The organism is Sphingomonas colocasiae, assembly GCF_019880585.1.
GTDB lineage: Bacteria > Pseudomonadota > Alphaproteobacteria > Sphingomonadales > Sphingomonadaceae > Sphingobium_A > Sphingobium_A colocasiae.
On the sequence record NZ_JAINVV010000005.1, the window covers coordinates 17,186 to 43,942 of the forward strand.

The 26,757-nt window shown below is 69.9% G+C and carries 23 protein-coding genes; 8 read left to right on the forward strand and 15 right to left on the reverse strand.

Features of this window, described 5'->3' with window-relative positions:
- Position 1 precedes the first annotated feature (1 nt).
- Entirely contained in the window at positions 2–2,041 is a 2,040-nt protein-coding gene (locus tag K7G82_RS12915; RefSeq protein ID WP_222990317.1) for a conjugal transfer protein TraG, read from the reverse strand.
- A gap of 348 nt (positions 2,042–2,389) precedes the next feature.
- Between K7G82_RS12915 and K7G82_RS12920 the strand changes: the two genes are divergently transcribed.
- Together K7G82_RS12920 and K7G82_RS12925 are read left to right on the forward strand one after the other, a co-directional pair.
- Positions 2,390–2,959: a Ros/MucR family transcriptional regulator gene (locus K7G82_RS12920; protein WP_222990318.1), complete on the forward strand. Its 570-nt coding sequence runs from the start codon at positions 2,390–2,392 to the stop codon at positions 2,957–2,959.
- A 221-nt stretch (positions 2,960–3,180) separates the two neighbouring features.
- The gene (locus tag K7G82_RS12925; RefSeq protein WP_222990319.1) at positions 3,181–3,453 is read left to right on the forward strand and encodes an excalibur calcium-binding domain-containing protein; all 273 of its coding nucleotides are present in this window, start codon (positions 3,181–3,183) and stop codon (positions 3,451–3,453) included.
- A 21-nt stretch (positions 3,454–3,474) separates the two neighbouring features.
- On the opposite strand, the gene rlxS is transcribed toward K7G82_RS12925, so the two are convergent.
- From rlxS to K7G82_RS12995, 14 genes are all read right to left on the reverse strand, one after another.
- Positions 3,475–5,463, reverse strand: coding sequence for a relaxase/mobilization nuclease RlxS (rlxS, locus tag K7G82_RS12930; RefSeq protein WP_222990320.1), 1,989 nt, complete (start codon positions 5,461–5,463; stop codon positions 3,475–3,477).
- Between the two features lie 186 nt (positions 5,464–5,649).
- Positions 5,650–6,009: a hypothetical protein gene (locus K7G82_RS12935; protein WP_246623525.1), complete on the reverse strand. Its 360-nt coding sequence runs from the start codon at positions 6,007–6,009 to the stop codon at positions 5,650–5,652.
- Between the two features lie 234 nt (positions 6,010–6,243).
- On the reverse strand, positions 6,244–6,810 hold the full coding sequence (locus K7G82_RS12940; RefSeq protein WP_246623526.1) for a lytic transglycosylase domain-containing protein: 567 nt from the start codon (positions 6,808–6,810) through the stop codon (positions 6,244–6,246).
- Complete coding sequence (locus K7G82_RS12945; RefSeq protein WP_222990323.1) at positions 6,810–7,370, reverse strand: S26 family signal peptidase; 561 nt, start codon at positions 7,368–7,370, stop codon at positions 6,810–6,812. The genes K7G82_RS12940 and K7G82_RS12945 overlap by 1 nt, the downstream gene beginning before the upstream one ends.
- A complete protein-coding gene (locus K7G82_RS12950) occupies positions 7,367–7,597 on the reverse strand; it encodes a helix-turn-helix domain-containing protein (protein ID WP_222990324.1) in 231 nt (76 codons plus the stop codon). The genes K7G82_RS12945 and K7G82_RS12950 overlap by 4 nt, the downstream gene beginning before the upstream one ends.
- Positions 7,598–7,712: 115 nt before the next feature.
- Positions 7,713–8,060, reverse strand: a complete 348-nt coding sequence (locus K7G82_RS12955) for a hypothetical protein (RefSeq protein WP_222990325.1) — start codon at positions 8,058–8,060, stop codon at positions 7,713–7,715.
- Positions 8,061–8,127: 67 nt separating this feature from the next.
- On the reverse strand, positions 8,128–8,448 hold the full coding sequence (locus K7G82_RS12960; RefSeq protein ID WP_222990326.1) for a DUF736 domain-containing protein: 321 nt from the start codon (positions 8,446–8,448) through the stop codon (positions 8,128–8,130).
- Between the two features lie 342 nt (positions 8,449–8,790).
- Positions 8,791–9,144, reverse strand: coding sequence for a helix-turn-helix domain-containing protein (locus K7G82_RS12965; protein WP_222990327.1), 354 nt, complete (start codon positions 9,142–9,144; stop codon positions 8,791–8,793).
- Positions 9,145–9,282: 138 nt separating this feature from the next.
- Positions 9,283–11,037 carry a ParB/RepB/Spo0J family partition protein gene (locus tag K7G82_RS12970; RefSeq protein WP_222990328.1) on the reverse strand — a complete coding sequence of 585 codons (1,755 nt, stop codon included), beginning with the start codon at positions 11,035–11,037 and terminating at the stop codon, positions 9,283–9,285.
- A 73-nt stretch (positions 11,038–11,110) separates the two neighbouring features.
- Entirely contained in the window at positions 11,111–11,533 is a 423-nt protein-coding gene (locus K7G82_RS12975) for a DUF2958 domain-containing protein (RefSeq protein ID WP_222990329.1), read from the reverse strand.
- Positions 11,530–12,465, reverse strand: a complete 936-nt coding sequence (locus K7G82_RS12980; RefSeq protein WP_222990330.1) for an ArdC family protein — start codon at positions 12,463–12,465, stop codon at positions 11,530–11,532. The genes K7G82_RS12975 and K7G82_RS12980 overlap by 4 nt, the downstream gene beginning before the upstream one ends.
- 370 nt (positions 12,466–12,835) lie before the next feature.
- The gene (locus K7G82_RS12985; protein ID WP_222990331.1) at positions 12,836–13,042 is read right to left on the reverse strand and encodes a hypothetical protein; all 207 of its coding nucleotides are present in this window, start codon (positions 13,040–13,042) and stop codon (positions 12,836–12,838) included.
- An 81-nt stretch (positions 13,043–13,123) separates the two neighbouring features.
- On the reverse strand, positions 13,124–13,972 hold the full coding sequence (locus K7G82_RS12990) for a TonB family protein (RefSeq protein ID WP_222990332.1): 849 nt from the start codon (positions 13,970–13,972) through the stop codon (positions 13,124–13,126).
- Between the two features lie 98 nt (positions 13,973–14,070).
- On the reverse strand, positions 14,071–14,958 hold the full coding sequence (locus tag K7G82_RS12995) for an exonuclease/endonuclease/phosphatase family protein (protein ID WP_222990333.1): 888 nt from the start codon (positions 14,956–14,958) through the stop codon (positions 14,071–14,073).
- 436 nt (positions 14,959–15,394) lie between these two features.
- On the opposite strand from K7G82_RS12995, the gene K7G82_RS13000 reads away from it, so the two are divergent.
- The 6 genes from K7G82_RS13000 (at position 15,395) to K7G82_RS13025 (ending at position 26,710) form a co-directional block, all read left to right on the forward strand.
- Positions 15,395–15,955, forward strand: a complete 561-nt coding sequence (locus tag K7G82_RS13000; RefSeq protein WP_222990334.1) for an outer membrane protein — start codon at positions 15,395–15,397, stop codon at positions 15,953–15,955.
- 424 nt (positions 15,956–16,379) lie between these two features.
- A complete protein-coding gene (locus K7G82_RS13005) occupies positions 16,380–16,526 on the forward strand; it encodes a hypothetical protein (protein WP_222990335.1) in 147 nt (48 codons plus the stop codon).
- A gap of 134 nt (positions 16,527–16,660) precedes the next feature.
- Entirely contained in the window at positions 16,661–18,487 is a 1,827-nt protein-coding gene (locus tag K7G82_RS30205) for an AAA family ATPase (RefSeq protein ID WP_222990336.1), read from the forward strand.
- Positions 18,487–19,131: a 4Fe-4S cluster-binding domain-containing protein gene (locus K7G82_RS13015; RefSeq protein ID WP_222990337.1), complete on the forward strand. Its 645-nt coding sequence runs from the start codon at positions 18,487–18,489 to the stop codon at positions 19,129–19,131. The genes K7G82_RS30205 and K7G82_RS13015 overlap by 1 nt, the downstream gene beginning before the upstream one ends.
- On the forward strand, positions 19,128–25,403 hold the full coding sequence (locus K7G82_RS13020; protein WP_222990338.1) for an AAA domain-containing protein: 6,276 nt from the start codon (positions 19,128–19,130) through the stop codon (positions 25,401–25,403). The genes K7G82_RS13015 and K7G82_RS13020 overlap by 4 nt, the downstream gene beginning before the upstream one ends.
- Positions 25,400–26,710, forward strand: coding sequence for a hypothetical protein (locus K7G82_RS13025; RefSeq protein ID WP_222990339.1), 1,311 nt, complete (start codon positions 25,400–25,402; stop codon positions 26,708–26,710). Before K7G82_RS13020 ends, K7G82_RS13025 begins: the two co-directional genes overlap by 4 nt.
- The last annotated feature ends 47 nt before the right edge of the window (positions 26,711–26,757 follow it).

Below are 26,757 nucleotides of genomic sequence, written 5' to 3' on the forward strand. Positions count from 1 at the left end.
GTCAGAAATCCAGCCGCAGATCGTCGGGACGATCGCCGGCCATGTCGACCGCATAGACCGACCGCGCGGCACCCATCCGGCGGGACTGCTCGATGGCGTGACGCTCGGCGGCGGCGTCGCCGTCATCCTCGCCCAGGCCGAGCGGATCGGCGATGTCCGGCGCCGGATCCCCGCCAGGCGAGATCTCGATCGCCGGATGGCGCGCCTGTTCGAGACCGCCTGCCCCGGCCTCCGCGTCGTCGGTGGCGGGGGTCAGCCGCGTGTCCACCGCACAGATGCGTCCGGTCCAGTCGTCTTCCCGGGGCGAGGGACGATCGCTATAGCCGCCGGTTTCGAGGACTGGTGGCGGGAGTACGCGGCGAGCGAAAGCCGCGTCCTCGAAATAGCGCAGCTTTTGCGCCCGGATGGGCGCCACGCCCGAGACGAGGACAAGCTCTTCGCTCGCTGGCAGCTGCATGATCTCGCCGGGGGTCAGCAGCGCGCGCGCGGTCTCCTGGCGGCTGACCATGACATGCGCGAGCCACGGCGCGAGGCGATGCCCGGCATAATTGCGCATCGAGCGCTGCTCGGTCGCGGTGCCCAATGCGTCGGAGATGCGCTTTGCGGTGCGCTCGTCATTGGTCGCGAACGCCACGCGGACATGGCAGTTGTCGAGGATCGAATTATGCTCGCCATAGGCCCGCTCGATCTGGTTGAGGCTCTGCGCGATGAGGAAGGCCCGCACGCCATAACCGGCGAGGAAGGCGAGGCTGGTCTCGAAGAAGTCGAGCCGCCCGAGCGCTGGGAACTCGTCGAGCATCATCAGGAGCCTGTGGCGCGACCCGCCCGCGCCGTCCCGCGCCTCTCCGCCATGGAGGGTCTCGGTGAGCCGGCGGCCGATCTGGTTGAGGATCAGACGGACCAAGGGCTTGGTGCGGCTGATGTCCGAGGGCGGCACGACCAGATAGAGCGATACCGGGGACGGTCCCTCGATCAGGTCGGCGATGCGCCAGTCGGACGCGGCCGTCACGGCCGCGACCATCGGATCCCGGTAGAGCCCCAGGAAGGACATGGCGGTCGACAACACGCCCGAGCGCTCATTGTCCGACTTGTTCAGCACCTCGCGCGCCGCCGAGGCGATGACCGGATGGACGCGCGGCGCCTCGGGCGTGCCGAGATGATTGGTGGTCATCATCGTGCGCAGCGTCGCGGTGAATGGCCGCTGCGGATCGGACAGGAAGGTCGCGACACGCGCCAGCGTCTTCTCCTCCTCCGCATGGAGGATATGGAGGATCGCGCCGACCAGCAGCGAATGGCTGGTCTTCTCCCAATGATTGCGCCGCTCGAGCGCGCCTTCGGGATCGACGAGGATGTCGGCGATGTTCTGGACGTCCCGCACCTCGTGCGCGCCGCGCCGGACCTCCAGCAGCGGATTGTAGCGCGCCGAGCGCGGATCGGTGGGATTGAAGAGCAGGCAATGCGAGAACCGCCAGCGCCAGCCCGCGGTCAGCTGCCAGTTCTCGCCCTTGATGTCGTGGATCACCGCGGAGCCCGACCATCCCAGCAATGTCGGCACCACCAGCCCCACGCCCTTGCCCGAACGTGTCGGCGCGAAGGCCATGACATGCTCGGGCCCGTCATGACGAAGATACTCGTCGCCGAGCCGCCCGAGGAACACGCCCCGCTCGACCAGCAGGCCGGCGCGCGCGATCTCGCGGCGATGCGCCCAGCGCGCCGAGCCATAGGTCGTGACCTGCCGCGCCTGGCGAGCCCGCCAGAGCGACCCCGCGATCGCGGCGGCGCAGCCCATGATCCCGCTCGTCGCGGCCATGGCGCCCGCGCGATCGAAGATCGCGGGCGCATAGGCGTCGAAATGATGCCACCAGACGAAGAGCGACCACGGCCGGTAGACCGGCAATGGTCCGAGCAGAAACCAGGGCATGCCGAGCGCGGACTGGTATCCGAGCATGTGCGCGGTCCATTGGGTCGCGAACCAGATCCCGGCGAGGATGATCGCGAGGACCACGACCATCTGGCCTATGAGCAGTTTGGTGGGGGTCATGACGCTCTCCGGCCGCGCACCGGACTCGGAACGGCCGGGCTGGCGGAGAGTCCGCGCATGACGCCCCCGACGGCAGTGCCGATCGGGTGAATGATGGTGCCTTTCGGAGGACGTCGGGACGATCAGGTCGTAGATCTCGTCGAACAGCCGGCGAGCCCTGAAAGATCGCGTGAGTCGCTACCGACCAGGATAAACTTGTCGCCAAGCAGGGCGATCGAAGCCGCAGCCAGACGAGCCATGCGAATTCATGATGACCATTCACGGCATGAATGTTGATCGTGCGATCTGGTATTGTGATATGATTTCGCTAGTACGCCCGAGCGAACACCCGATCCCCAGGAGCCTAGAATGTCCGACACCGATCATGAAATCCAGGCGATTGCCGACGGCATCAACCCCGTCGAACTGGCCGCCGATCTGACCATGGCATGGCTCTCCAATCCCAATACGCGTGCGAGCGCGGAGGACGTCCCCTCGTTTCTCAAGACCATGCACGCCGCCGTCGCCGAACTGGGCGCGGTCGCGGCGCCGTCGGCCCCCGCCGCGGAAACCGCCGAGGAATTCACGCCCGCGGTCACGGTCAGGAAGTCCTTGGGATCGCGGGATCACATCATCTCGATGATCGACGGCAAGCCCTATCGCACGCTGCGCCGCCATCTCTCGACCCATGGCCTGACGCCCGAGCAATATCGCGAGCGCTACAATCTCAAGCCCGACTATCCGATGGTCGCGGAAACCTATTCGGAAGCGCGCCGCGCGATGGCCAAGAAGATCGGCCTGGGCCGCAAGCCCGGAGAGAAAGCGCCTGCCAAGGCTGCGCCGAGGCCCGCAAAGGCGGAAGCCGCCAAGCCCGCCGCGCGCAAGAGCCCGTCCGCCGCGAGAAAGGCGGCGCAGAAGCATCTGAGCGGCGACGCCTGACCCGTCGGGCGATCGGGTCCTCCCGCGATCGCCTCCATTTCGGATGCGAAATATCCATCCCTGGTAGCAGGGCGTTAAACGCGTCGCGCTATCAGGGGCGGATGCATCGGAACCGCTCCCGACAAAACGCCATGCGGATGCGCCATGCCCGGGAGAAGCGGGCGCTACCGGTTTTTGGAAGCCGACGGTCTCGCCGGCCGGCCGGGTCGGGATCATGGTTCATGCCCGGCATCATCGCCTTGTCCGCGATCACCTTCGGCGCGGTCTTCTTCTCCGACGGCTTGCCCCAGGGCTTTGGCGGTGCCCTCAGGCGCACCGCCGGCGAGCTCGGGCTGATGCGGCGGAACGACCCGCAACCCGGCGCCTGGTATCGCAACTGCGACGCGGCGCGCGCGGCGGGTGTCGCGCCGCTCTATGCGGGCGAACCCGGCTATCGCGAAGCGATGGACGGCGATGACGACGGCATCGCCTGCGAGCCCTATCGCGGCCGCTGATCCTCGGGGGTGCCCCGCGGCTCAACCGATCTCCGGTCCGCCACGACCGCGTCCGAACCGCCAGTTGATCCCGGCCTCGCGCATGATCCCGCTCGCATCGCGGCCGATCCGCGCCTCGAGCACGGGCTGCCAAGGCACAAGCGTGAACGATCTGGATTTCTCGATGAGCGCGAAGCGCCCCGACGCCATGTCGACGCGCCGCGCGACCCTACCCTCGACATGGCCGCCCGCCACTGTCTCGACGAACGGCTTGCCGAGTTCGGTTTCGAGCCGCGCCGCGACCCTCAGCAGCTCGCGCCGGCGCAGCGTCTCGACCATGGCCGCGCCCGGCCGGAACCCGTCCGCCCCGAACGATGCCAGGCCCTGTTCGACAAGCCATGCCCGGCGTGCGTCGAGCGCCTGGCGAAGCACGCGCCCGAACCCCGCGTCGCGCGCGGCGACCGGCGCGCCGGAACCCAATTCGGTATCGAGCCAGGTGGCGCCGTCGCCCGTCGCCAGCCGTTCCACCGGGATTGCCGAGAGCAGCTGGACCGCAACCGGACGGTCGCGCAGGCGCGCCGCCTCGAACCGCTCCGCCTCGCCGACATGATCGGGCGATATCCGCCAGCTTCCGTCGGGGTCGCGCACGACATCGGCGCCCCCGCGCCGCATCGCCTCGAGGCGCCGGACATGCGCCTGCGCGAACGCCTCGGTCGCGGACGGATCATGCCGCAGATGAAGCGCCTGCGAATAGCGCCCGCCATTCGCCGTCGCGACCATGGCGACAGTCCGGTCGACATCGCGGGCGCCCGTGCCGGTCGCGACGATCCGGACGACCGCGCCGTCGGGCAGCGGCTCGACCGCGCCCGCCGCACCGATATCGACATAATGGCCATGGCCGTCGCTCGCGTCGACGAGCAGGAAATGGCGATCGCGATGCTCGTCGGCGAGTCCGCGCATGATCACCCGGCCAATGAGCGGCCCGGTCTCCGGCGCATGGATGCGATGGTCACGCGCCAGCCGCGCGCGCGTCATCTCGCGCTGCATGAGACGGATGATGTCGTTGCGCTCGCCCATCGCGCGCAAGGTCCCGTCGAGTCCTTCGGCCAGCCGCCAGCGCCCGTCGCCCAGATCCTCGGCAAGCGCCATGCGCTCGAGAACCCGCAACCGCCCCGCCTCGAGCGCATGGAAGAATGGATCGTTCGCGCGCGGCGCGACCAACCCCGCCTCGTCGATGCGCGCGATCAGCCGGCGGTCGATCGCGGTCAGTCGCTCCTGCTCGACATCATGGCGCAGCCGCGCCTCGATCTCGCGGGTGGTGCGCGGCCCCAAGTCGAGCGTCGCCAGCTCGGCGGCGCGCTCGCGCAGGCCGTGGGCGATATACTCCCGCGCGATGACCAGGTTCCTGCCGCGATCGTCGACGCCGCGCAGCACCACATGCGTGTGGGGATGGCCGGTGTTGAAATGATCGACCGCGACCCAGTCGAGCCGTGTGCCCAGATCCTGTTCCATCTGCGCCATCAGCCGGCGGGTGAACGGCTTCAGGTCGCGATACTGATCTCCGTCCTCGAGCGAGACGATGAAGCGGAACTGGTGCCGGTCCTCACCACAGCGTTGGAGAAAGGCCTTGCCGTCGGCCCGGTCGGCATCGGCCCCATAGAGCTCGCCGGGCGTGCCCTCGCGGGTCACGCCGTCGCGCTGGATATAGCGCAGATGCGCTTTCGCCGCCCCGGCGCCGCGCGCACCCAGCCGGACAAGGCGCGTCTTCACCACCGCGCGGCGTCCGCGAAGGCCGGCAAGTCGGTCGCGGCTCGAGAGCAGCCGGCCGATAGCGGCGCCACGCCCGATCCTGCTGCCGTCAAACCGGCGGACGCGCGGCGCGACGCTCGCGGCGACGAGGCCCGCCGCGACCACCACCCGGCTCGCATAGCGCGCGGCGCCATCGCGGCCACGCTGCCGCCCGAGCCGCGGCTCGAAATCGTCGTCGTCCTTCACGATCGCACCGCGCCGCGCCATGCCTCGTTCGGGCATGGCCATGTCTCGCGAAATTCCGATGTGCAGACAATCAGTTGGCGGTGTCTTCGAGACACTGCCTTTATCTTGTTGTCCCTTCCTTCCCGCCCCCTCCCGCCCGTCTCCCCTGTCCGACCCCGCCCCCAGAGCCCAGGAAGCGCGGCACCGATCCGGCACCGCGCTCCCCAGTCAGAAAAAGCCGCCTCAGCGCGCATTAGCGAATGCCCGTTCGGCCGCGCGCCGCCCGCCAAATGCCCGCCGCGCGATCATGCCCTGCGCCTGTCCCTCGCCATCGACGATAATGCCGGCGACGAACCAGCGGCGATCGAGCACGCCCAGCACCGCGACCCGGTCGAGCTCAATCCCGTCCAGTTCCGCGCCCTCGAACGCGCCGAGCCAGCGCTCCCGCACGCGCGCATCCCAGCAGAAATCCACCTCCTCGGCGTCCAGGAAACGCCGCGCCAGCGCCTCGCCCGCGCCGCGTCCGAACTCGGTTTCGAGACCATGGACCAGTGCCGCGACAATGCCCGAAGAGCGTGCGGCGATATGCGTTTCGACAGTCATGAGAGCCTCCATCCTGAGCGTTCCCTGCCTGGGAACATCAGTCCGGAGACGGGCGGCGGGGTGGCTGTCAGGGCCGCCGGAGCGCAAGCGGAGGCGCCGCGAAGCGGCCATGGGGGGAACCGATTTGCGAAGCAAATTGGGGGGTACCCATGGGCCTTGAGAGCCGCGCCGCCGCCCGTCACGCTGGGACTTGTCCAGCGAGCCCCTCCCCCACCGAAGCCCGTCGTAAACGCCTCAGCGCGCATCGGCCCGGATCGCGAAGAGGGGATCGACAGGCGCGCGCGACACCTCGCCCGCCGCTGTCGGCGCGTCCGTTCGGCGCAGCGCGAACAGCACCGGCGGCGATGCCGGGCCAGCATGCGCGGCCGCCGCCGGATCACCCGCGACGACACGCAGATAGGCGATGGTCTCGGCAGGGAGCAGCCGCCCCTTCAGCGCGCGGGCATAGCGCGCGGGCCCTGCATTATAGGCGGCGAACAGGCCGGGATGACCGAAGCGATCATACATGCGGCGCAGATAGCAGGCGCCCGCCAGGATATTGTCGCGCGGCGCGTCGGGATCGTCGCCGAGCCCCAAGTCTCGCCGCATCTCCGCCCAGGTGCCGGGCATCAGCTGCATCAGCCCCATCGCGCCCTTGGGGCTGCGGATCGGACGCCCGCCCAGATGCGTCCGGCCCCGGCTCTCGGCATGGATCACGCGCGCGATCCATTCGACCGGCACCCCGCAGCGCGCCGAGGCCTCGAGGATTTGGGGGCGCCATGGCGCGGCGGCGGCGAGCGTGCCCGCCAGCACTAGGGTCATCATCGCCGCCACAGCAGCCGCGCCGGACCGATGATATCCGCCGCCCGGCTCACCCCGAAATACCGCCCGTCGAACGAGCCGGGATGGCCGGTCATGAGCAGGAGATGATCGCCCGCCCTCAGGGTCCGGCAGCCGGTCCAGCGCGGCAGGACGCGTCCGCGCGCATCCCGCGCGCGGCGTATCGCAATCGCCCGTCCTTCTAGCAGGATCCGGCGGCCGGCCGCGCAGATCGTATCGCCGGGCCCCGCCGCGACCCGCTTCACCAGCGGCACATTCAGCGGCAGATAGCCGCGCGCGGCGGCAATGGCCCTTATCCCCTCCGGCGGCCATGCGAGCACCATGTCGCCGACCGCGATCGCGCCACCGGGGCGGACAAGATACAGTCCGACGGGCGCGCTCGCGCTGGCATTCCAGACGAGGCGCGGCGCGGGCGGCCAGGCGATCGTCCCGCCGAGCGCGGCAATGCCGCACAGCATGCCGCACCCGATGCGGACCAGCCGGCGACGGCGCGCCTTCTGCGCGCGCAATGCGTTGCCCAAGACCAGCAGCCCGCGCGTCATCGCGCCCCTCTCGTGGCGCTGTTGGCGCGGCTCCAGCTGTCGAGATCATCGATATGATATTGGACGAAGCGGCAATGGCGGCGGAACAAGGGCCCCCTTCCCTCGACACGCAGGCGCTTCAGCAGCCGGCTCGATATCTTGAGATAAGCTGCGGCCTGATCGGTATTGAGGAAGGGCGAGCCGCGCTTGGCGCGGTTCGCGCGGGTAATGTCGTCGTCGCTGTCCATGATGGTCGTTCCGGTTTGTGCGACGGGGCGGAATGCCCCGCGCGGCACCGAGGCTGGCGGCGCGATCACCGCGCCGGGAGGCTCGGATCGGGTGCCGCCCCCGATCGAGCCCAGATCATTGGCCAAGGAGGTGCGGCGGCGAGTAGCACATGACGCCATGGATGAAGCGGCTGCGCGACCGACTCTCGCCGTGATTGTGCCAGGCGCGAAGGAAGAGATGCCAGCGATAGGCATATTCTCGCGCGGCGGCCTGTTCCGCACTCATGCCGCGATGAATGCGGATCGCCAGTCGCAGCCAGGTATCGCAGCCCGGGATGCGCGGCATCGGCTGCGAACAATGACCGTGGAATATCGCGAGAGCGCTGGTCGCGGCCTCGCGCGCGCCCGGATCGGCGGCGGCGGCGCGGGCCATTTCGATGAGGGTCGGCCGGCGCGCGGCCCGGTTCGAAGCGGTGGATGCCATGATGGGCCTTCCGAGATCGCTCATGGGGAAAGGCCCCCCGCGCCCGGCGGGCGCGGGGGGCCGGCCGTCACTCGGCCGGGTTCCAGATGATCGCCAGCGCGTCGTCGTCATCCTGGCCGGCGGCGCGGCCGAGATTGGCGTAGAGGGTGCGCTGCCCGAACTCCGGCGCCGCCAGGCTCAGCGAGACATACTCCTTGCCCGAGCGTTCGCCGGTCCGGATCCAGCCCGCGCCGACCTCGGTGGAACCGCAGAACACGCGGTAGTCGGGCTGGGTATCGTTGGCCTTGGAACGGTTCTCGACGATCTCGATATCGGCGCGAACGGAGATGGTCTTGAGCTGGCCCTTGAAGCCGGTTTCGGTGCGGGTGACATATCCGATTGCAGGCATGGTCTTTACTCCTCGAAGCTCGCCCGCGGCCCATCCGGGGCGATGCGCCGGCAAGAGGCGGCGGCCCAGGCGGAGCCCCGAACCGGCACGGCCGCAGCGCCAGCGGAGGACCGGAGACGCCGGCTTATTTGAGAGCGAAGCGGCCGCGAGGAGCCCGCGCATGCGGGCGGGGAAATAAGCCGGCGCCGATGGTTTCGGGGGGCCGCGCCGCCGCCAGCCAGGGCGCTTCGATTCCCCGGACGGGTCGCGGGCAAAACGAGGATGGACCTTGCCCGGGCGGTGCTCCACGCGCGATGCCGGGCGTCACGGCCATGCGACCCTGCCAGCCCGCGATCGCCGGGATCAGCCGCCTTCGCCGAGCCAGGCGATGATCTCCGCGACCTGCCGTGGTCCGCAGGCCGCCCGGCGGCGCAGGATCCGGGTCACGCCGTCGGCGCCGCGCATGAGCTGCCGCCGGAGCGAGGCGGCGTCATGGCCGCATTCCTCGACGATCCGCCTGGCGCGCGGCGACAGGCCGATGGCGCGCTCCTGCGCGACCTCGCGGGCGCGGTGATGGAGGCGGCGCGCGGTCGTCGCGGTGATGCCGAGCTGCGCCGCGATCTCGTTGAAGCTGGCGCCGCCTTCATGCAGTTCGCATATCCGGGCGCGGCGGGCCTCGGCGCGTTCCAGCCGGTCGGCGGACGATGACAGGGTCATGGCGGCTCCTCGTTTCGAACATCGTCCCGAACATGGGCAACCGCGCGCCGCCGCCCGCAAAAGGGCGGCGGCGCGCGGCCGTTTCTCCCTGTCATGACGAACGACGACCGCCGATCCGCAGCCCGGCGGGCATCAGCCTCAGGCCGCGAGTTGCTCGGGCGGCGCATCCCCATCGGGCGCGGGCGGCAGTTTCTGGACCATGCGCCGAAAGGCGGAGACGCTCCCCACCCCGCCCCGGCCCGTATAGGCCGTGGGCGGGAAGGCCAGCCAGCGCGGCACCCAGCCGACCAGCTGCGCGCGCCCGTCCTTGCCGTCGAGATGGTCGCGAATGATGCGCTTGAGCGTCGCGCCCTTCGCGCCCTGATTGGCGCGCGCGACGACATCGCCCGCGACATCGGCGACAAGCGCCTCGCAGACCGCGCGATCGCGGATCAGGTCGAGCAGCGCATCGTCCGCCCCCCACCAGTCGGCCATGCGCACGTCGATCGCGGCGCCCGCCGCCTCGACGCCCATGCTCCCGGCGGCTAGGCTCTCGCCCATGACGATCGCGACGACGTCAAGCAATGCGGCGTCGGGAAGCGCGAGCAGGCGCTGGAAGATCCCGGGCAGTTCGTCGCCATCGCCGAACCGGCGGACCAGAGCGACGCGCTCGGGATCGAACCCGAGCAGGTCGAGCACCGCGCGGCGGCGCTCATGGAACATCGCCTCCCCGTACGACGCCGCGACGCTGTCCCGGATGGCGTCGTTGCGCGTCGCCTGCTGCTCGGGTTCGACGCGCCAGAGCGTCGAACCCGCGATCGCGTGCGCGACCATCAGCCGCAGCGCGACGCCGGGATGGCTGGTGAGCGCGGCGCGGACGGCGGCATGGCGGTGCAGGTCGATATAGGTGTTGAGCGGCCCGCTCGCCTCGGGCCGCGCGGGTTTCACGGCGGAGTCGCCGCCATCGCCCCGCGACGCGGCGCGCGCTTCGCGGCGGCTGAGATAGCCCTCATGGAAGATGATCTCGCCGCTCGACCGCACCTCGACATAGACGCGCCCGCCCTTGCGCTTCGGCGTCTTCTCATGATCCCAGCTCTGGAAATATGTCGTCGGCGGCACGATCACGACCTCGGACCATCCCGCCTCGCGATAGGCCTGGGCGCGCGCCTCGACAGCGGCGTTCTGCGCGACCCAGAAGGCATCGGGGTCCGCGAAATAGCGATCCTCGCCGAACAGGTCGGAGACGATCGCGCCCGGATAGGCGTCGAGCGGGAACAGCGCGTGCGCGGCCTTGATCGACTGTCCGCCGAACAGCCACGCCTTCAGCTGCATGCCGATGGGCGCATGGGCCTGCGGATCGTCGAAGAGCGCCAGCCATGCGCGCTGCTGCGCCTTGGACGCCATGGTCAGGTGACGGATGCCGACCCGGTCGATCTCGCCTTTCCGGTAAAGCGCGCGGAGGCGCGGCATGAGATTGCCGAGCGCGAGGATGCGGCGGACGCCCGCCTCGGGCAGGCCGAAGGTGAGGCCGATCGCTTCCGGGTCGCGGCCCTCCTTCACCAGCCGCACGAAACAGTCCCACTGGCTGACCTCGTCGGGGTCGCGGCGCGCGACATTCTCGATGAGCGACGCCTCGACGGCGCCCGCATCATCGCCCGCCTCGACGATCGCGCACGGCACGGGGCCATGATCGATCCCCTCGGCGCGCGCGACGGTGTTGGCGGTCCAGCGCCTCAGCCCGGCGACGATCTCGAACCGGTCGCCCGAAGCCGCTGCGCGCACGATGAGCGGCACGAGGATGCCGCGCGCGCGGATAGTCGGAAGGATGTCCGCGATGTCGGGAGCCTTTTTCGCGAAACGCATATTGACGCTGGCGGGGGCCAGCCGGTCATGGTCGATGAATTCCAGTCTCATGGGTCTTCTCCTCTTGAATGCCGCCCCGGCCCATGGCCGGGGCGGCGCGATGGACGGCGAACGGCCGCCCGCGTCAGCCGCCGCCGGATGCGGGGTCCGGCGGCGGAAGCTCGTCGGGCGGCAGGGCCGCGAGGATGCGCTGGGCCTCGATGATCGATCCGGCGCGGCGCGCATGGTCGGCCCAGCGCGACAGCGGATGCGCTGTCGAGAAGTGGAGGTCGCGCTCGATGCGGAGTCCGAAAGGCAGTCGCAAGGATGCGATTTCGGACAGGCTGAAATAGCCGAGTTCGGGACAGCCAAAGCCCAGATCGGCAAGGCCGAACAGCGTATCGCCGTCCACGTCGAGCTCGGTCGCGAGCCATGTCGCGGCCCCGACCGGATTGAACAGCTTGACGACCGGCACGGGGTCGAAGCGCAGGTCGCGCTCGGCGCTTGCCAGCCCGGCGACGGCATTGGCGCGCAGCGCGAAATCGAGCTCATGGGGGATGAGGATCATGCCGCCACCTCCAGCGCCTGACCCGAGGCGCGGTCGCGCAGGGCGAGCAGCCAGTCGGCGGCCTTGCTGGCGGCGCTGGCGGCCCGGAAGATCGCGCGATTGTCGCCGCGCAGCAGGTCGAGCCAGCCCGCCAGATAATCGGCATGGCGCACGGTCGGCACGATGCCGAGCGCCGCGCAGAGAAAGGCCGATCCCAGCTCGGCGGCGAGTTCCTCGCGCGCATAGGCCTCGCTCGCGAACGCGCCTGAGAAATCCCGCGCCAACCGGCTCTCATGGCCGGTCCAGTGGGTCAGCTCATGGAGACAGGTCCGGTAATAATTGACCTGATCGTAAAAGGCCGTCTGGTGCGGCACCCGGATGAAATCCTGCGACGGCACATAGAAGGCGCGGTCGCCCCCGACGCGGAAATCCGCGCCGCTCGCGTCGATGAGCGCCTCGGCGGCGGGGACGATCTCGCGTTCGGGCAGCGGCGGCGGATCGCCCGCAAGCCCGTCGCGCAGACCGTCGCACTGCGCGACGTTGAAGACGGTGAAGCGCTTGAGGAAAGGCACGACGCGGACATCGCCGCCCGCCTCGGCGGCGCGCTCGGCCTCCCCCCTGGGCGTGAAGCGATCGGCATAGACAACCGTCGTGCCGCGCTCGCCCTTGCGCACGCATCCCCCCGCACCCTGCGCCTGCCGGAAGGTGAGCCAGCTCTGGCTGGCAAAGCCCGCATCGATGACCGCGTGCCACAGGATCAGCACATTGATCCCCGAATAGGGCCTGCCGGTGAGCGCGTTGCGCGGCATGCCTGGCGCGGGGGCTTCGGTGACGCCCCATGGCCGGACCCATGGGAAGCGCCCCGCCTCCATCTCGGCGACGATGCGCGCGGTCACCATGTCATAGAGATTGGCGCGGCTGTCGGGGTCCGGGCCGGGCTTGGCATTGGGCATTGCGTGTCTCCACCGCTCCCCTCCTCGCAAGGCCGCCCCCGGGAAGCGGGGGTGGGCGGCAAGGGCGAACGGAAGGACCCGCAGGAGCGGGCGAGCGCACCCGCAAGGGGCGGAGCGGAAGCGGAGCAGGCCGAGCCTGCGAGGGCTTGCGGGCGCACGCGGCGGGTCCAGGAGCGAGCCCCGCCCGCACCCGCGCACCCGGGAAGGCCGAACAAGAAACGCCGCCGCCCACCGGGCGGCGACCATCTACGCGTCAGCGATCGTCACCGTCAGGCCGGGACGCGGCGCAGCGGCGGCCCGGCGGCGGCGAGGAGGCGAAGCCGTACCGAGACGGCGTAGAGCGCGGTCGCGCGCGAGCGCGAGGCGCCGGTCAGACCCTGCGCGTGACCTTCTTCTCGGCGCCACACAGCGTGCACTGGTCGATCCGGCGCTCGAATCCCGACTGGCCCGCAAGTTCGCTCGCGCGGCTGGCCACCTGCTGGCGCGTGAATCCAAGCTTCCCGGAGACGCAGTCGTCGCAGACGGGCTCGGGTGAGAGACGGGCGATGAACGCCATGACCTTCTCGCGGATCTTCATGCGCAAGCCCCTAGCACCGGTTTCGCATCCGCCTGAAGCGCAATAAGGACGGCCTCGCCCCTGTCCGGGACAAGCGCGGGCTCAATCCTCGGGCAACTTCCATCCGACATCGCGCTGGCCCGTGGAGCGGACCGGATCTCCAGCCTCGTCGAGCGCCGGCGAATAGCGGGCTCGCCTGGTCAGCGCCGCGCAGGCCGCGGCGTCGAGATCGGCATTTCCGCTCGATCGCACGACCTTGCAGTCGATCGCCCGGCCGTCCACGTCGATCGTCCAGGCGATGCTCGAAACCCCTTCGGCACGCGCCCGGATCGCGGCGACCGGATAGTCGTCATTGGTGATCCAGCGCGCCGGATCGCCCTTCGCGGACGAGGCCTTCGATCCCTTCGGTCCACTGAAAGGATCGTCGGGGATATGCTCCCATCGCTGCTTCTCGCGCTGCTCGGCCAGGCGGAGGCCGCGAACATGCGCCAGGCACCGCTCGAGGACCGCGAGGCCGGCGGCGCTTCCCGCCAGCGACAACTGATCGACCAGCGTCTCGTCCCGGTAGATATGGAGATAGGTCGATTTGCGGAAATCCAGGAGGAAATCCGCCTTGAAGGAGGCGCCGAAGCCTTTCCTCACGTCATATTTGTCGCCGATACCGAAAGATTCACCGGAAAAAGCGGTTCCGTTGAGGTGATAGCTGAGTTTGTAGGCCTCGCCTTTCACCGTCGACCATCCCGAATTGGTCACCATCATCTCGACGCTTCCGTCGAGACGCCTAAACAAGGTAAGTTCGGTCGCGCCCTTGCCCTCATAACGCATCATCATGCCGCAACTGTCGTCGGTTTCGCCGATATCCCAGCCACCCGCGCTGGGCCATGTCCTTGCCTCGGCGGCACCGGCCACCCCCAGTAAGCCCTCGAGAGCGATCGTCGGCATCATACGCATGAACATTCTCCCCTGCATGAGACGCTGCACAGCGGTTGGCCGGATGTCGAGTCCGGGTCGATCGGTTCTGGAGGATATTCGGCGTGACCCGGCCCCCGCTAGCCGGCGAGCGTGACGCTTACCGGACAATGGTCGGAATAATGCTTCTCGCCGGCCGCATAACGCGTTTCGGCAAAGCCGGTCATGGCGGCACCCGCCCGCCGGTCGAGCACGATATGGTCGATGAAGCTGTCATAGCGCGGATCACAGCCCGGCGGGACGCCGTCATCCGCCAGCCGGAGATCGGCATTGGCGGGCTCGGCGTCGTCGATCTCGCGCCACACGCTGTCGCCGGCGAGCGCCAGGCGGCGGTTCCAGTCGCCCAGCACCGCGAACCGCACCGGACCCTTCGCCGCCGTGTCGATCCAGGCCTCGAGCGCGGGCACCTGCCGCAACAGGACCGGACAGGCCCTGGCATCGCTGCCGGAGAAGCAGCCCGACTTGAGATGGAGCCCGAGCAACCGGATCGGCGCGGCGCCACGCGGCCGCACGGTGATGTCGACACCCGAGCGCAACTGCGGATCGCCCAGGCTCAACGCCGCCAGGTCGGGATGGCGCTCGAACGCCAGGTCCTTGCGCACCGCGAACCCGACCGCCTGGCGGATCAGCGTCTTGTCGGGATGGCGCCCGCCGCAGCTTCCCCTCGGCGCGCCGGCCCGTGTCTCCATGACGATCACATAGCGGGCCGGATCGAACACGCGCGCCGCCGCGACCTCGTTCTCGGCTTCCTGGAACGCGATCACATCGGCATCGAGGCCATCGGCGATCCGCCGCATCGCCACATAGTCGGCGGCGACGCGCGGCGCGCAGCCCTCCCCGTCGCGCTCGGCGAGGAATTCGAGGTTCCAGCTCGCCAGCCGGAGCGGGCGCGCGTCCCCGGCCACGCGTTCCGGCACCGATGCGCAGGCGGCCAGCGCCAGGCACAGGCCGATAACGGCGCAGCGCATCATCGCTCCCGCACGATTCGCCACCACTCTCCGGCTTCGATCGACCACAATATCTCCCATCAGCCTCTCGCCATTTCAGGGCCCGCGGCGAGGCGATCCGACGCACCATAGCGCATGCGGCCGCCGATGCGGCAAGGCGATACCGCTCTTCCCGTTGCCCGCGGATCTCGCGCCACGGCGAATTTTCTTTGCCGTCCCAGCTGCGGAAATCGGTCCGGCGATCGTCTTTCCATCGACAGGCCAGCGATCACGGCGGTTCGAGACGAACGACAGATACGTGAATCGTCACATAACTGTTGCATTATTACAATATAGAGCAACTTTATTACAGATTTTCGGCCGATAATCGTGGCGCGAACGAAACGTCCCGCCTAGAGGCGCGGCACCGGGTGACTGGGACGCCCGGCTGTAAGACATGTAAGAACAAGGACTTCCAATGAAATCGATGATCATCGCCACCGCCGTCCTGGCGGCCCTCGCTGCTGCGCCCGCGGCCCATGCCGAAGGCCTGCGCGCGGAACTGCGCACCGGCTATGACAATGTCAGCGCGGCGGGCGAATCCTCGGATGGCGTCGCCTATGGCTTCGCGATCGGCTATGACGGCAATGTCGGCGACAAGTCCTTCCTGGGCTTCGAGGCGGGATATGACGACAGCACGACGCGCGAATGCGTCAGGAACGTCGCGGTCGCCGGCGACCGCACCTGCATCGGCGCCGGCCGCGACCTGAGCGTCATCGCCCGTGCCGGCTATCGCCTGACCGAGAAGAGCAGCCTCTATCTGCTGACCGGCTATACCAATGCCCGGGTGCTCGCGAGCTATCGCAGCGGGACCACCCGGACCAAGTCGGGCGACAATCTCGACGGCTTCCGCGTCGGCGCCGGCTATCAGCTCGGCATCTCCGACAAGATCTACGGCAAGGTCGAATATCGCTATTCGAACTATGAGGCGGACTTCAGCCGCCACCAGGGCATGGTCGGCCTGGGCGTCAAGTTCTGATCCGATGACAGGGATGATGCCGGCGCCGAACCGCCGGCATCATTTCATGGATCCACCCCAACTCTCGGATACCCGGTCCCTGCCCGCGCGCCGCCAGGCGCGCCCACCTCAAAAAAAAACCGCGCCCTTGGCGAAGCCCCGGCGCGGCGGCGTGCGCCCGGGCCTGGGGGCCAGCCGCCGCCGCGACGCTCGGGCGGGAGCCCAAGTGCGCAGGCGCGGGCCACAAACGACGCGCGACCTCTGGCGGCAACGCCGCCAGTGCGCGCCCATTGCCCCGCGCACCGTCCGCCGCGCCCCCGCGCGGCCCTCCTCCACACACTGATCGATGTGTCCCGTCAGTCCGGCCGCAAGGCGCCATTCCCGGACTCGACTCGCGTCCGAAACAAAGTCAGCATGGCCGTGCGTGACATCGAGGAGGCCGATCATGAATCATCTCGACCGATCCTATTTCAGGCGCCGCGCCGAGGAGGAGCGCGCACGCGCCAGGGCGCAGGCGGACAGCACCGCCTCGACATTCTACCACAAGCTCGCCGACGCCTATGAGCGCCAGGCGTCGAGAGCGACGGGCTGAACGCGCGGTTTCGCGGCCCGGCCGATCGGGCAGGCCGACCGTCGGAAACGCTCCCGCCCCGCATTGACCGGTCTGCCTATCCGGCTAGTCTCGCCGTTCAGGCCGGCGCGCGGCCGGCATCGGGGGTATGACACGTGACGGGTGAGGATCTGAGGCCGCGCTGGGTGCGCGACCTGACGCGTTTCCTGCCATTGAAGAGCCAGTTCGTGCTGACGGGCAATGTGCGCGACCTCCAGGTCCGCGCGATCGGCGACATCGTCGCGGCCGCCCCGCTCGCCGATGTGCTCGCGGGCACGCTGGCGGACGCCGGCTATGCCGACATCGTCCGCTACGAACCGGTGGGCGGCTTCGCCATACTGCCGGTCCCCGGCGGCGCGAACGCCGATCCGGACGCGGTGCTGACGCGGCTCGGGCTGACCCCGGCCAATGGCCGCGCGGCGGCCGGCCCGGACCTGCTGGGCGCGGTCATCGAACGACTCGCGGCGCTCGACGGTCCGCCGGTGGCGCTCGTCATCGACTTCGCCTCTCGGCTCATCATTCGCGCCGACGCGCTCGCGCCCGCCGAGCAGCAGCTCTTCACCCGTGCGCTGGTGGTGAGCCAGATCGCACAGGCCCGTCCCGTCGGCCCCGACCGTGCGCCGCGCTTCAACACCATCATCTGGATCGTCGAGAAGGAAGGCGACCTTCCCGACTGGCTCATCATCGACAATCCCCGCCTGCGCCATATCCCCATCGCCGCACCCGACCGGGCGGTCCGGCGCGCGGTCGCCCCATCGCTCGTGCGCGGCATGCCTGGCGGGCGCGATGCATCGGCTCAAGCCGCCGAGGACGCCTGTGACGACCTTGTCGACGCGACCGAGGGCATGCTCCTCGTCGACCTCAACGCGGTCGCGCAGCTCGCGCGCACCGAAGGGGTCCAGATCGGCGACGTCGGCGAGGCCGTGCGCCGCTACAAGGTCGGGGTCACCGAGGACGCCTGGCGCAAGATCGAGCACCGCACGATCGCTGAAGGCGCCGGCACGATCGGCCGCCGCGTGATGGGGCAGGACCATGCGGTCGTCCATATGCTCGACATCGTGAAGCGCGCGGCCACCGGCATCGGCGGCGGCCGCCGGGGCGGCCGGCCGAGGGGCATCGCCTTCCTCGCCGGGCCGACCGGCGTCGGCAAGACCGAGCTCGCCAAGACCGTCACCGAGCTGCTCTTCGGCGACGAGAGCGCCTATATCCGCTTCGACATGTCCGAGTTCAGCGCCGAACATGCCGACCAGCGGCTGATCGGCGCGCCGCCCGGCTATGTCGGCTACGACATGGGCGGTGAGCTCACCAACGCGGTGCGCGAGAAGCCTTTCAGCGTGGTGCTCTTCGACGAGATCGAGAAGGCGCATCCGCGCATCCTCGACAAGTTCCTCCAGATCCTCGACGATGGCGTGCTCACCTCGGGGCGCGGCGACCGGGTCTATTTCTCCGAAGCGCTGATCATCTTCACCTCCAATCTCGGCATCTATTCGACCGGGCCCGACGGCGTCCGGCGCGCCAATGTGACGCCCGACCAGCCCTTCGAGGAGGTCCGCGCGCGCGTCCGGGCCGAGATCGAGGCGCATTTCAAGCTCGTCCTCAACCGGCCCGAGATCCTCAACCGGTTCGGCGAGAACATCATCGTCTTCGACTTCATCCGCGACGATGTCGCCGCCAGGATCTTCGACGCGATGACGGCCTCGGTCCTCGACGACGCGAAGGCCTCGGGACATGAGGTCTCGCTGTCGCCGGAAGCCAACGCCGAGCTCAGGAGACTCTGCACCGACGACCTGTCCAATGGCGGCCGCGGCATCCGCAACAAGATCGAGGCGCATCTGATCAATCCGCTGGCGCGCGCGCTGTTCGAACGCGAGGGAGCCGGCCCGGCCGTCATCCGCCGGATCGATGCAGGCCTCGTCACCAGCCTGGATCTCGGGGACGCTTGATGCGCGTCGCGCTTTCCCGCCTCCATTTTCCGGTGACCACGCTGGGGCCGGGCCGCCGGGTCGGGCTGTGGCTGCAGGGATGCTCGATCCGCTGCCCCGGCTGCATCTCCGTCGACACCTGGCATCAAGGCGAGACGCACATTCCGGTCGAGGAGCTGATCGGCGCGCTTGCGGCATTCGCCGACCAGGCCGACGGGCTCACCGTCTCGGGCGGCGAGCCCTTCGACCAGCCGGACGCGCTTGCCCGCCTGCTCCAGGGCTGGAGGGACGTTAGCGACAGCGCGATCCTCGTCTTCACCGGCCATGACCATGCCGAACTCTCCGACTGGCTCGCCGCCAACCCCGGCCTGATCGACGCGCTCATGACCGGCCCCTTCCGCTCCGACCTGCCCCAGACGCTCGCGCTCAGGGGCAGCGACAACCAGGAACTCCATATCCTCACCGAACGCGGCGCGGCGCTGGCCGGCTTCGAGCGGACACGCGACGCGCGCGACCACAGGCTCGACGTGATGTTCGACGAGGCCGGCGACGCGTGGATCGCGGGCATTCCGGCGCGCGGCGACCTCGCGCGCTTGAGGCGCCTGCTCGCTTCGGCCGGCCATGCAGCGGTCACCTCGGACAGCCTCGGAGCGATGCCCGCATGATGCGCTTCTGCCCCAATTGCGCGACCGAGCGCTCGGTCGGCGAGATCTTCTGCGAAGGCGAGATCGACGGCAGGCAATGCGACTGGCCGCTCTCCGGCGTGCCGATCCGCGCCCCGGGCTGGCGGCCGGACGCCGCAGCGCCGCCGCCCCCCTCGCCCGCCGCCACGCCGGCTTGCGCGAACGGCCACCCGGCCGAACCCGGCGACCTTATCTGCGCGACCTGCGGGGCCGACATCGTCGAGGCCGAAGCCGCCACTTCCGCACCGCCGCCGCCCGCCGCCGGCGATGCCACCGGAACGCCCGCGCGGCCGCTCCAGTCCGCACCTGCATCCGCTTCCAAGACCATGATCGGCGACTGGCGGCTGCTCAGGCGGCTGCCCACCACCAGCCATGTCCGCGAACGCTATGAGGCGGCGCGTGCCTCGGACGGCCGCGAGGCGGTCCTCACCCTGTACGCGCAGGGCAGCGAGCCGGACCCCGAGGTCCATGAGGTGCTGCGCACGCTCGACCGCGACCATGTGCCCGAGATCCTCGAGACAGGTCGCCATGGCGAGCGCGCCTATGAAGTCACCGAGGATCTGAGGGGCGGCACCCTCGCCGATCTCGGACTCCTTGCCGATGACCTGCCGACGCTGTCGCGCATCCTCGCCGAAGTCGGCGCCGCGCTGGCGGCGATCGCGGAGAGCGGGCTCCGGCACCGCGACCTGAGGCCCGGCGCGATCATGGTGCGCGCGCGCGATCCGCTCGACCTGGTGGTGACCGGCTTCGGCTCGGCGCGGCTGTCCGACTATGACCTCGACATCGTCTCGCCGCTCGAGATCACGCGCTACACCGCGCCCGAGGCGGTCGCCGGCGGCGTCGCCGCCGCGAGCGACTGGTGGGGCCTCGGCATGCTCATCCTCGAGCAGGTGACCCGCGGCGCCTGTTTCGCGGGCGCGGACGACCAGGCCTATCTCATCAACGTGCTGACCAACGGCGCGCCGATCCCCGATGGCCTCGCGCCCGAGATCGACGCGCTGCTGCGCGGCCTGCTCGCCCATGACCGCCGCGCCCGCTGGGGCTGGACCGAGGTCCGGCGCTGGCTCGACGGAGACATTCCCCAGGCCCCGCCGCGGCTTGGCGCGCCCGGCGACGACCGTGCGAAACGCGCGATCGCGCTTGGCGGCCGGCGGCATGTCGGCGCCGCGCAGTTCGCGCTCGCCGCCGCGGAAGCGGAACATTGGGACGAGGCGAGGCAATTGCTGCTGCGCGGCGACCTCGCGACCTGGATCGAGGAAGCCGGGCTCCATGCGGACCTCCGCGCCGAGATCCGCGCGATCGCCGCGCTCGAGGACGCATCCGAGGACATGCGCCTGGCGCTCGCGCTCAAGGCGCTCAACCCCGCCATGCCGCTCGTGGTGCGCGGCGAGATCGTCACGCCGGGCTGGCTGATCGATCACCCGGACGAAGGCTATGCGCTCATCACCGGCCCCGTCCCCGACCGGCTCGAGCGAGACGACAGCGAGGTCTGGCTCTCGCGCCTGAAGCGCCGCGAGACGCGGGTGCGCGACCGGGCGCGCCAGCTCGAGGTCGAGCTCGACGAGACGAAGCTGCGCGTCTTCGCGCTCTCGACCTCCAGAAGCCGGCTGGCGGGCATCTGGGAGGAGCAGCGCCACATCCTGCCCGATACCGACCATCCCGGGCTCCTCGCGATCATCGAGCGCAAGATCACCGAGGACGAGGATCTCATCCTCCTCCTGGGCGCGGCCGCTTCGCAGTTCCGCTCGGCCGACGCGATCGTCGGGGAGGCCGAACAGGCGGCGCGACGCGCGGGGGTCGAGCATTTCGACCGCGACGCGGCGCTCGCATGGCTCGGCCGGCCGAGGCGCGAGCTCCATGCGGAGATCGAGGCCAGGCTCGAAGGGTTCGCGCGCTGCGGGCTCGACCGTGTCGACGAATGGGCGGACCAGTTCCGGCTCGAGCGCCGCCTGCCGGTCGCGCGCGCACTCGCGCTGCTCGGCGTTCCGCCGGAGAGCTGGCGCCAGCCGCCCCGCCAGACCTATGTGGCGACGCTCCTCGACTTCTTCGCGCGTCGCATCACCGGGTCGATCATGCGCGGTCCGCTCACCCGCATGGTGATCGGCAAGACCAGTTCGCGGATCGATCTCGTCGAGCTCGACAGCCCGAGGCGCCCGGCCAGGGCCCTGCTCGATCATCTGCTGCTCAGGAACGAGCAGAGCGTCGAGATCGACCCGGCGCCGCTCGCGGCGGATCCGAGGCTCGAGCGCCGCCTGCGCACGCTCCATTCGCATGCGACGCTCTACCGCCGCGACACCGGCATCAACGGACTGTTCCTGGGATTCCCCTTCCTCACCATGCAGGAAGCCCGTGCGACCACCAGGCCGCGTATCGCGCCGGTGCTGCTCTGGCCGATCCGGCTCGTCCCCGAGACCGGCTCGCGCGGCCGGGTGACGCTCGCCTTCGACCGCGACCGCGAGGAAGTGCGGCTGAACCCCGCCTTCGAGACACTGCTGGGCATCGATGCGGCGCACGCATGGCAGGACAAGGCGAACCAGATGCTGGCGCGCGCGTCGGTCAACGCCGCCGAGGTCGTCGACGCGTTCCGCGAGCTCGCAGCGGTCGACGGGCGCGAACTCGCGCCTCTCCCCTCCAGGGACCTGAAGATCAAGGCCGGCGACGACCGGATCGTCTGCTCGGCGGCCTTGTTCCATCTCGGCTTCCTCGGCCAGGCGGTGATGGAGGACCTCCGCCAGTTGAAGGCGATGCCGCCTGCCGGAACAAGCCTCGAGACCGCGCTGCGCACCGGCGAGGATGTCGAGCGAAGCGATCCGGCCGATGTCCCCGAGGAAGAGCGCTATTTCACGGCGGACAGCGATCCCTCGCAGGAAGCCGCTGTGCTCGAGGCCCGGGGTGGACGCGGACTGCTCGTCGAGGGACCGCCGGGCACCGGCAAGAGCCAGACCATCGTCAACATGGTCGCCGACGCGATCGGCACCGGCCGCAGCCTGCTCGTCGTCTGCCAGAAACAGGCGGCGCTCGACGTGGTCCGCAAGCGGCTCGACGCGGCCGGGCTCGGCGAGCGCGTCGTCATGGTCAACGACGTGAACAAGGATCGCCAGACGGTCATCCAGAGCGTGCGCGAACAGCTCGAGGAGCTTCACCAGCGCGGCTTCGGGACAGGCGGCTGGCGCCAGCAGCGCCGGCAGACCGCGGCGCGGATCGAGGCGCTCGAGCGCGAGCTCGACGGCCAGCATCGGGCGCTCCACCGGAGCGACGAGCAGACCGGGCTCAGCTATCGCCTGATCCTGGGCGACCTGATCGGCCTCGCGGACGAGGGAGCGACACCGTCGGTGCCGTCGCTGCGCGCATTGCTCGGCGGCTTCGATCCCGGCCGGCTCGCCGTCCTGCAGGAGACCTGCGCACCGGTCGCGCGACTCTGGCTGCCGGCGCGCTACGAGGGGAGCGCGCTGGCCGACACGCGGGTCTTCGGCGTCGACGAGGGCGCGCTCGGAACCTTCGCCGGAGACGTGGCCGGGTTCGCCGCGAGCGAACGCGAACGCATGTCGGTGGTGGAGCGCACGCCCGACGCGGTCTCGATCGAGGACCCCGCGCCCTATCGGCAATGGTCGCAGGATCACGGCGCGGCCCTGCGCGGCCTCGACCAGCTGTCGCGCGACCGCCTCGCGCGCTGGCTCGAGACCCTGAAGGGCGCCGCCACGCGTCCGCCCGCGACGACGCCGGTCCAGGACAATCTCGCCGGGATCGAGAAGGACCTGCTGCGCCTCCCCGCCGATGTCGCGCCCGACGACGCGATCGCGGTCGCGCTGACCTTCGACGACGAGGCGCTCGATGAATGGGTCGGGACCTCCGACCGGCTGCTCCGCCGCCCGACCTTCCTCCAGAGCCTGTCGCCCCTGCGCTGGCTCGCAAGCCTCCGCCGCAAGCGGCTGTTCCGGCGCGAAGGGCTCCTCGACGCGGAAGCCTTTGGCGCGGCGCTTCACCGCGAACGGGATCTCCGCCCGGTCCGCACGCGGCTCATCGACGCGATCGCCGATATCGGCGAACCGTCGGGCGACCTGCCGCCGCTCAGGACGCCGGCGCTGGCCGAAGCCGCGCGCGGCGCGCTCAGAGCGCTGGCCGCCACCGAAGCGCTCGTCGCCCGGCTCGAGGCCTATCCCGACCCCGCCACTGCCTTCGCGATGGCGCGCGCCGCCAGCAGCCAGGCGGTCGGGGACATGATCGAGGGAATCGACCAGGGCCTGGCCCGCCACGCGGCGCGCACCGCGAGCCTCGCCGCGCTCGCCAGGCTCTCGCCATGGATGAGCGAGGACTGGACGGGCATGGCCGCGACTATGATCGCGCAGGATCTTTCGAACGAGGCACGTGTCGCCCCGCTCGAGCGCGACGCCCCCGCCATCGCTGCCTATCAGCGCTTCCGTGCGCGCGTTCCCCAGCTCGGCGAGACCGTGATGGCGGTGTTCGCCGAGCTGGCGCGCGTGCGCGACACCCTCGAGGCGCTGCCCGGAGGCGAGCTCGAGCCCGTCGTCCGCCGGATCGTCGCGACCGAGGCGCGGCTTGCCTGGAAATCCAGGCTCGAGGCGGCCGACCCGAACCTGTTGCTCGAGGCGGCGGAGCTCGAGGCGAAGGCGGCATCGCTGACGGCGGCGGATCGCGAGATGCGCGAGCTCAACAGCCGGCTGCTCGTCGACGGCCTCGACATGACCCGGCTCAGGCCTTTGCGCGAATGGGAGGACATCACCCGCTATCGCGGCGTGCGCGCGAAGCGGCTGCGCGAGTTCGTCGACCAGGGCGCCGATCTCGGCCTCATGCAGCTCCGGCCGGTCTGGCTCGTGAACCCCGATGTCGCGAGTCGCCTCCTGCCCTTGCGCAAGGCGCTGTTCGACACGGTCATCTTCGACGAGGCGTCGCAGATGCCGATCGAATATGCGCTGCCGACGCTGTATCGCAGCCGCGCGATGATCGTGAGCGGCGACGAGAAGCAGATGCCGCCCACCGCCTTCTTCGCGAGCCGGGTCGAGAGCGACGAGGCCGAGATCTATGACGGGCAGGAGGGAGGCGACGAGCTCGGCGAGGAGGAACGCGAGGCGCTCGCCGAGACCTGGAACCGGCGCGAGATCAAGGATTGCCCCGACCTGCTGCAGCTCGCCAAGACCGTGCTGCCTTCGACGACGCTGCGCATCCATTACCGCTCGGCCTATCGCGAGCTGATCCAGTTCTCGAACGCCTCCTTCTATGTGAACCGGCTGAGCGTGCCCGCGCGCCACCCGTCCGACGAGATCAGGCGGGTCCGTCCGATCGAGCTGATCCGGGTCGACGGCGTCTATGAGGACCAGACCAACCCGAAGGAAGCCGAACGCGTCGCGGATGTGCTGAAGGATCTCTGGAGCAAGGGCGGCGCGGCACCGTCGACGATCGGGGTGGTGACCTTCAACCGCAAGCAGGCTGACCTGATCGAGGAAGTGCTCGAGGAGCGCGCCGAGGCCGATCCGGACTTCCGGAACGCGCTGATGCGCGAGCGCGACCGGGTCGAGGGCGGCGAGGACATGGGTTTCTTCGTCAAGAATGTCGAGAATGTGCAGGGCGACGAACGCGACGTGATCCTGTTCTCCTCGACCTTCGGGCGCAATGCCCAGGGCAGTTTCCGGCGCGCCTTCGGCGTGCTCGGCCAGGCCGGTGGCGAACGGCGGCTCAATGTCGCGGTGACCCGCGCCCGGCGCAAGATCATCCTGGTCACCTCGATGCCGATCCCGCTCATCTCGGACATGCTCTCGACACGGCGCCAGGCGGCGTCCCCGCGCGACTTCCTGCAGGCCTGGTTCGAATATGCGCGCTGCATCTCGGAGGGCGAGCTCGACGCCGCCGAGGCGCTGCTGACCCGCCTGACGCCCGAGCAGCGCCGCACCGTCCGGCGCGACGACCGGCTGGGCGACGGGCTCGAGGCGGCGGTCGCCGGAGAGATCCGCAGGCTCGGCTGGGAGCCCGCCCCGGTCAATGACGAAGGCGCCTTCGGGCTCGACTTCGCGATCGAGGATCCGCGCACCGGGCTTTACGGCATCGGCATCGAATGTGACGCACCGCGCCACGGCCTGCTGGAGACCGCGCGCGCCAGGGAGATGTGGCGGCCCGGCGTCCTCAAGCGCTCGATCCCGGTCATCCACCGCGTGTCCTCGCATCGCTGGTTCCACGATCCCGAACATGAGAAGGCGCGGCTCCGCGCCGTCATCGCGAAAGCGATGGGGGAACGGTCATGAGCGGTCCCAAGGTCGTGCGCATCGTGACGCGCGAGGAACTGATCGGGATCTGCCAGGGCCAGCTGGCGCGCGTCGACGCCGCGATCGCCGACTGGATCCGGATCGGGCGGAAGAACGCCGTGATCGACGACGCGGACATCGCGGCGACACGCGCGCGCCGCGACGCCCTGGCCGCCCTCATCGCCGCCGACCGCTTCGCAGATCTCCAGAAACAGGCCCCCGTCGAGGCGGCGTTCCTGCGCGACGACCTCCAGCGGCGGCTCGAACAGGCCGCGAAAAGGGAAGCCCAGGCGAAAGCGCGACAGCGCCGTGAACGCGAGGCGGCCCAGGCGCTCCTCAACCGCCTCCGAAACGCGGGCGCGCCGCTCGCCCCGGAACTCGAAAACGGCCTCCGGAACGCCGACCCGGCCGCCGTCTCGCAGGCATTGCTGCTGCTCACCGCCAGGGAGACCCAATCCCCAGATCACAGGCTTGCGGCAAGACTGCGCGACGACGCGCCCGCCCAAAGCTTCCAGGACTGGCTGAAGACACAGCCCGCCAGCCCCGAAGATCCCGCGATCGAACGGATCGAGACCCGGATCGCCGAGATCGCGCGAACCGACACGCGCGTCGACACGATCGACTGGCACGCCCGCCTCGCCGAGACCGCCGAGGCTCCAAAGGCGAGACGCGATCTCATCCTCGATGCGCTCGAGGTGGAGACCGGACGCGCGCTGACCGCCATACGCCAACGCGCGCGCGCGATCTCGCAACTCCGCCTCGCACTCGCCGAGGCCGAAGCGGCGGGCATGGACATGGCCCAAGACGCGATCGACGCCGACACGCTCACCACCGAACAGGTCGAAGAACGGACCGCAACGATCGAAGCCGCGATAACCACCCACCGCGCCGAAAGGGCACTCGCCCACCGCCGCGCCGCCGTCCTCCAGGGCCTGAGCGGCCTGGGTTATGAAGTGACCGAAGGCATGTCGACCGCCTGGGCGACCGAAGGACGCCTTGTCCTCAGAAGCACGGGCCGCCCCGACTATGGCGTCGAGCTGAGCGGCGGCGAACGCGTCCAGATGCGCCCGGTCGCGTTCGACGCGAACGGCACCGGCCCTGATCCGTCACGCGACCGCGACGCCGAACAGATCTGGTGCAGCGACGTGACCAGCCTCGACCGGACGCTCGAGCAACTGGGCGACGACCTCGTCATCGAGCAATCCATCCCCGTCGGCACAATCCCGCTCAAGCGCATCAGGCTCGATACGACGGCCGCGGCATCGAGCGCCGACATTCCGACGCTGCGCGAACGGACGCTGCGCTGACGGGGCAGCCTCAATCCAGGCAGCCTCGGAGATCCCCGGCCCGAGAA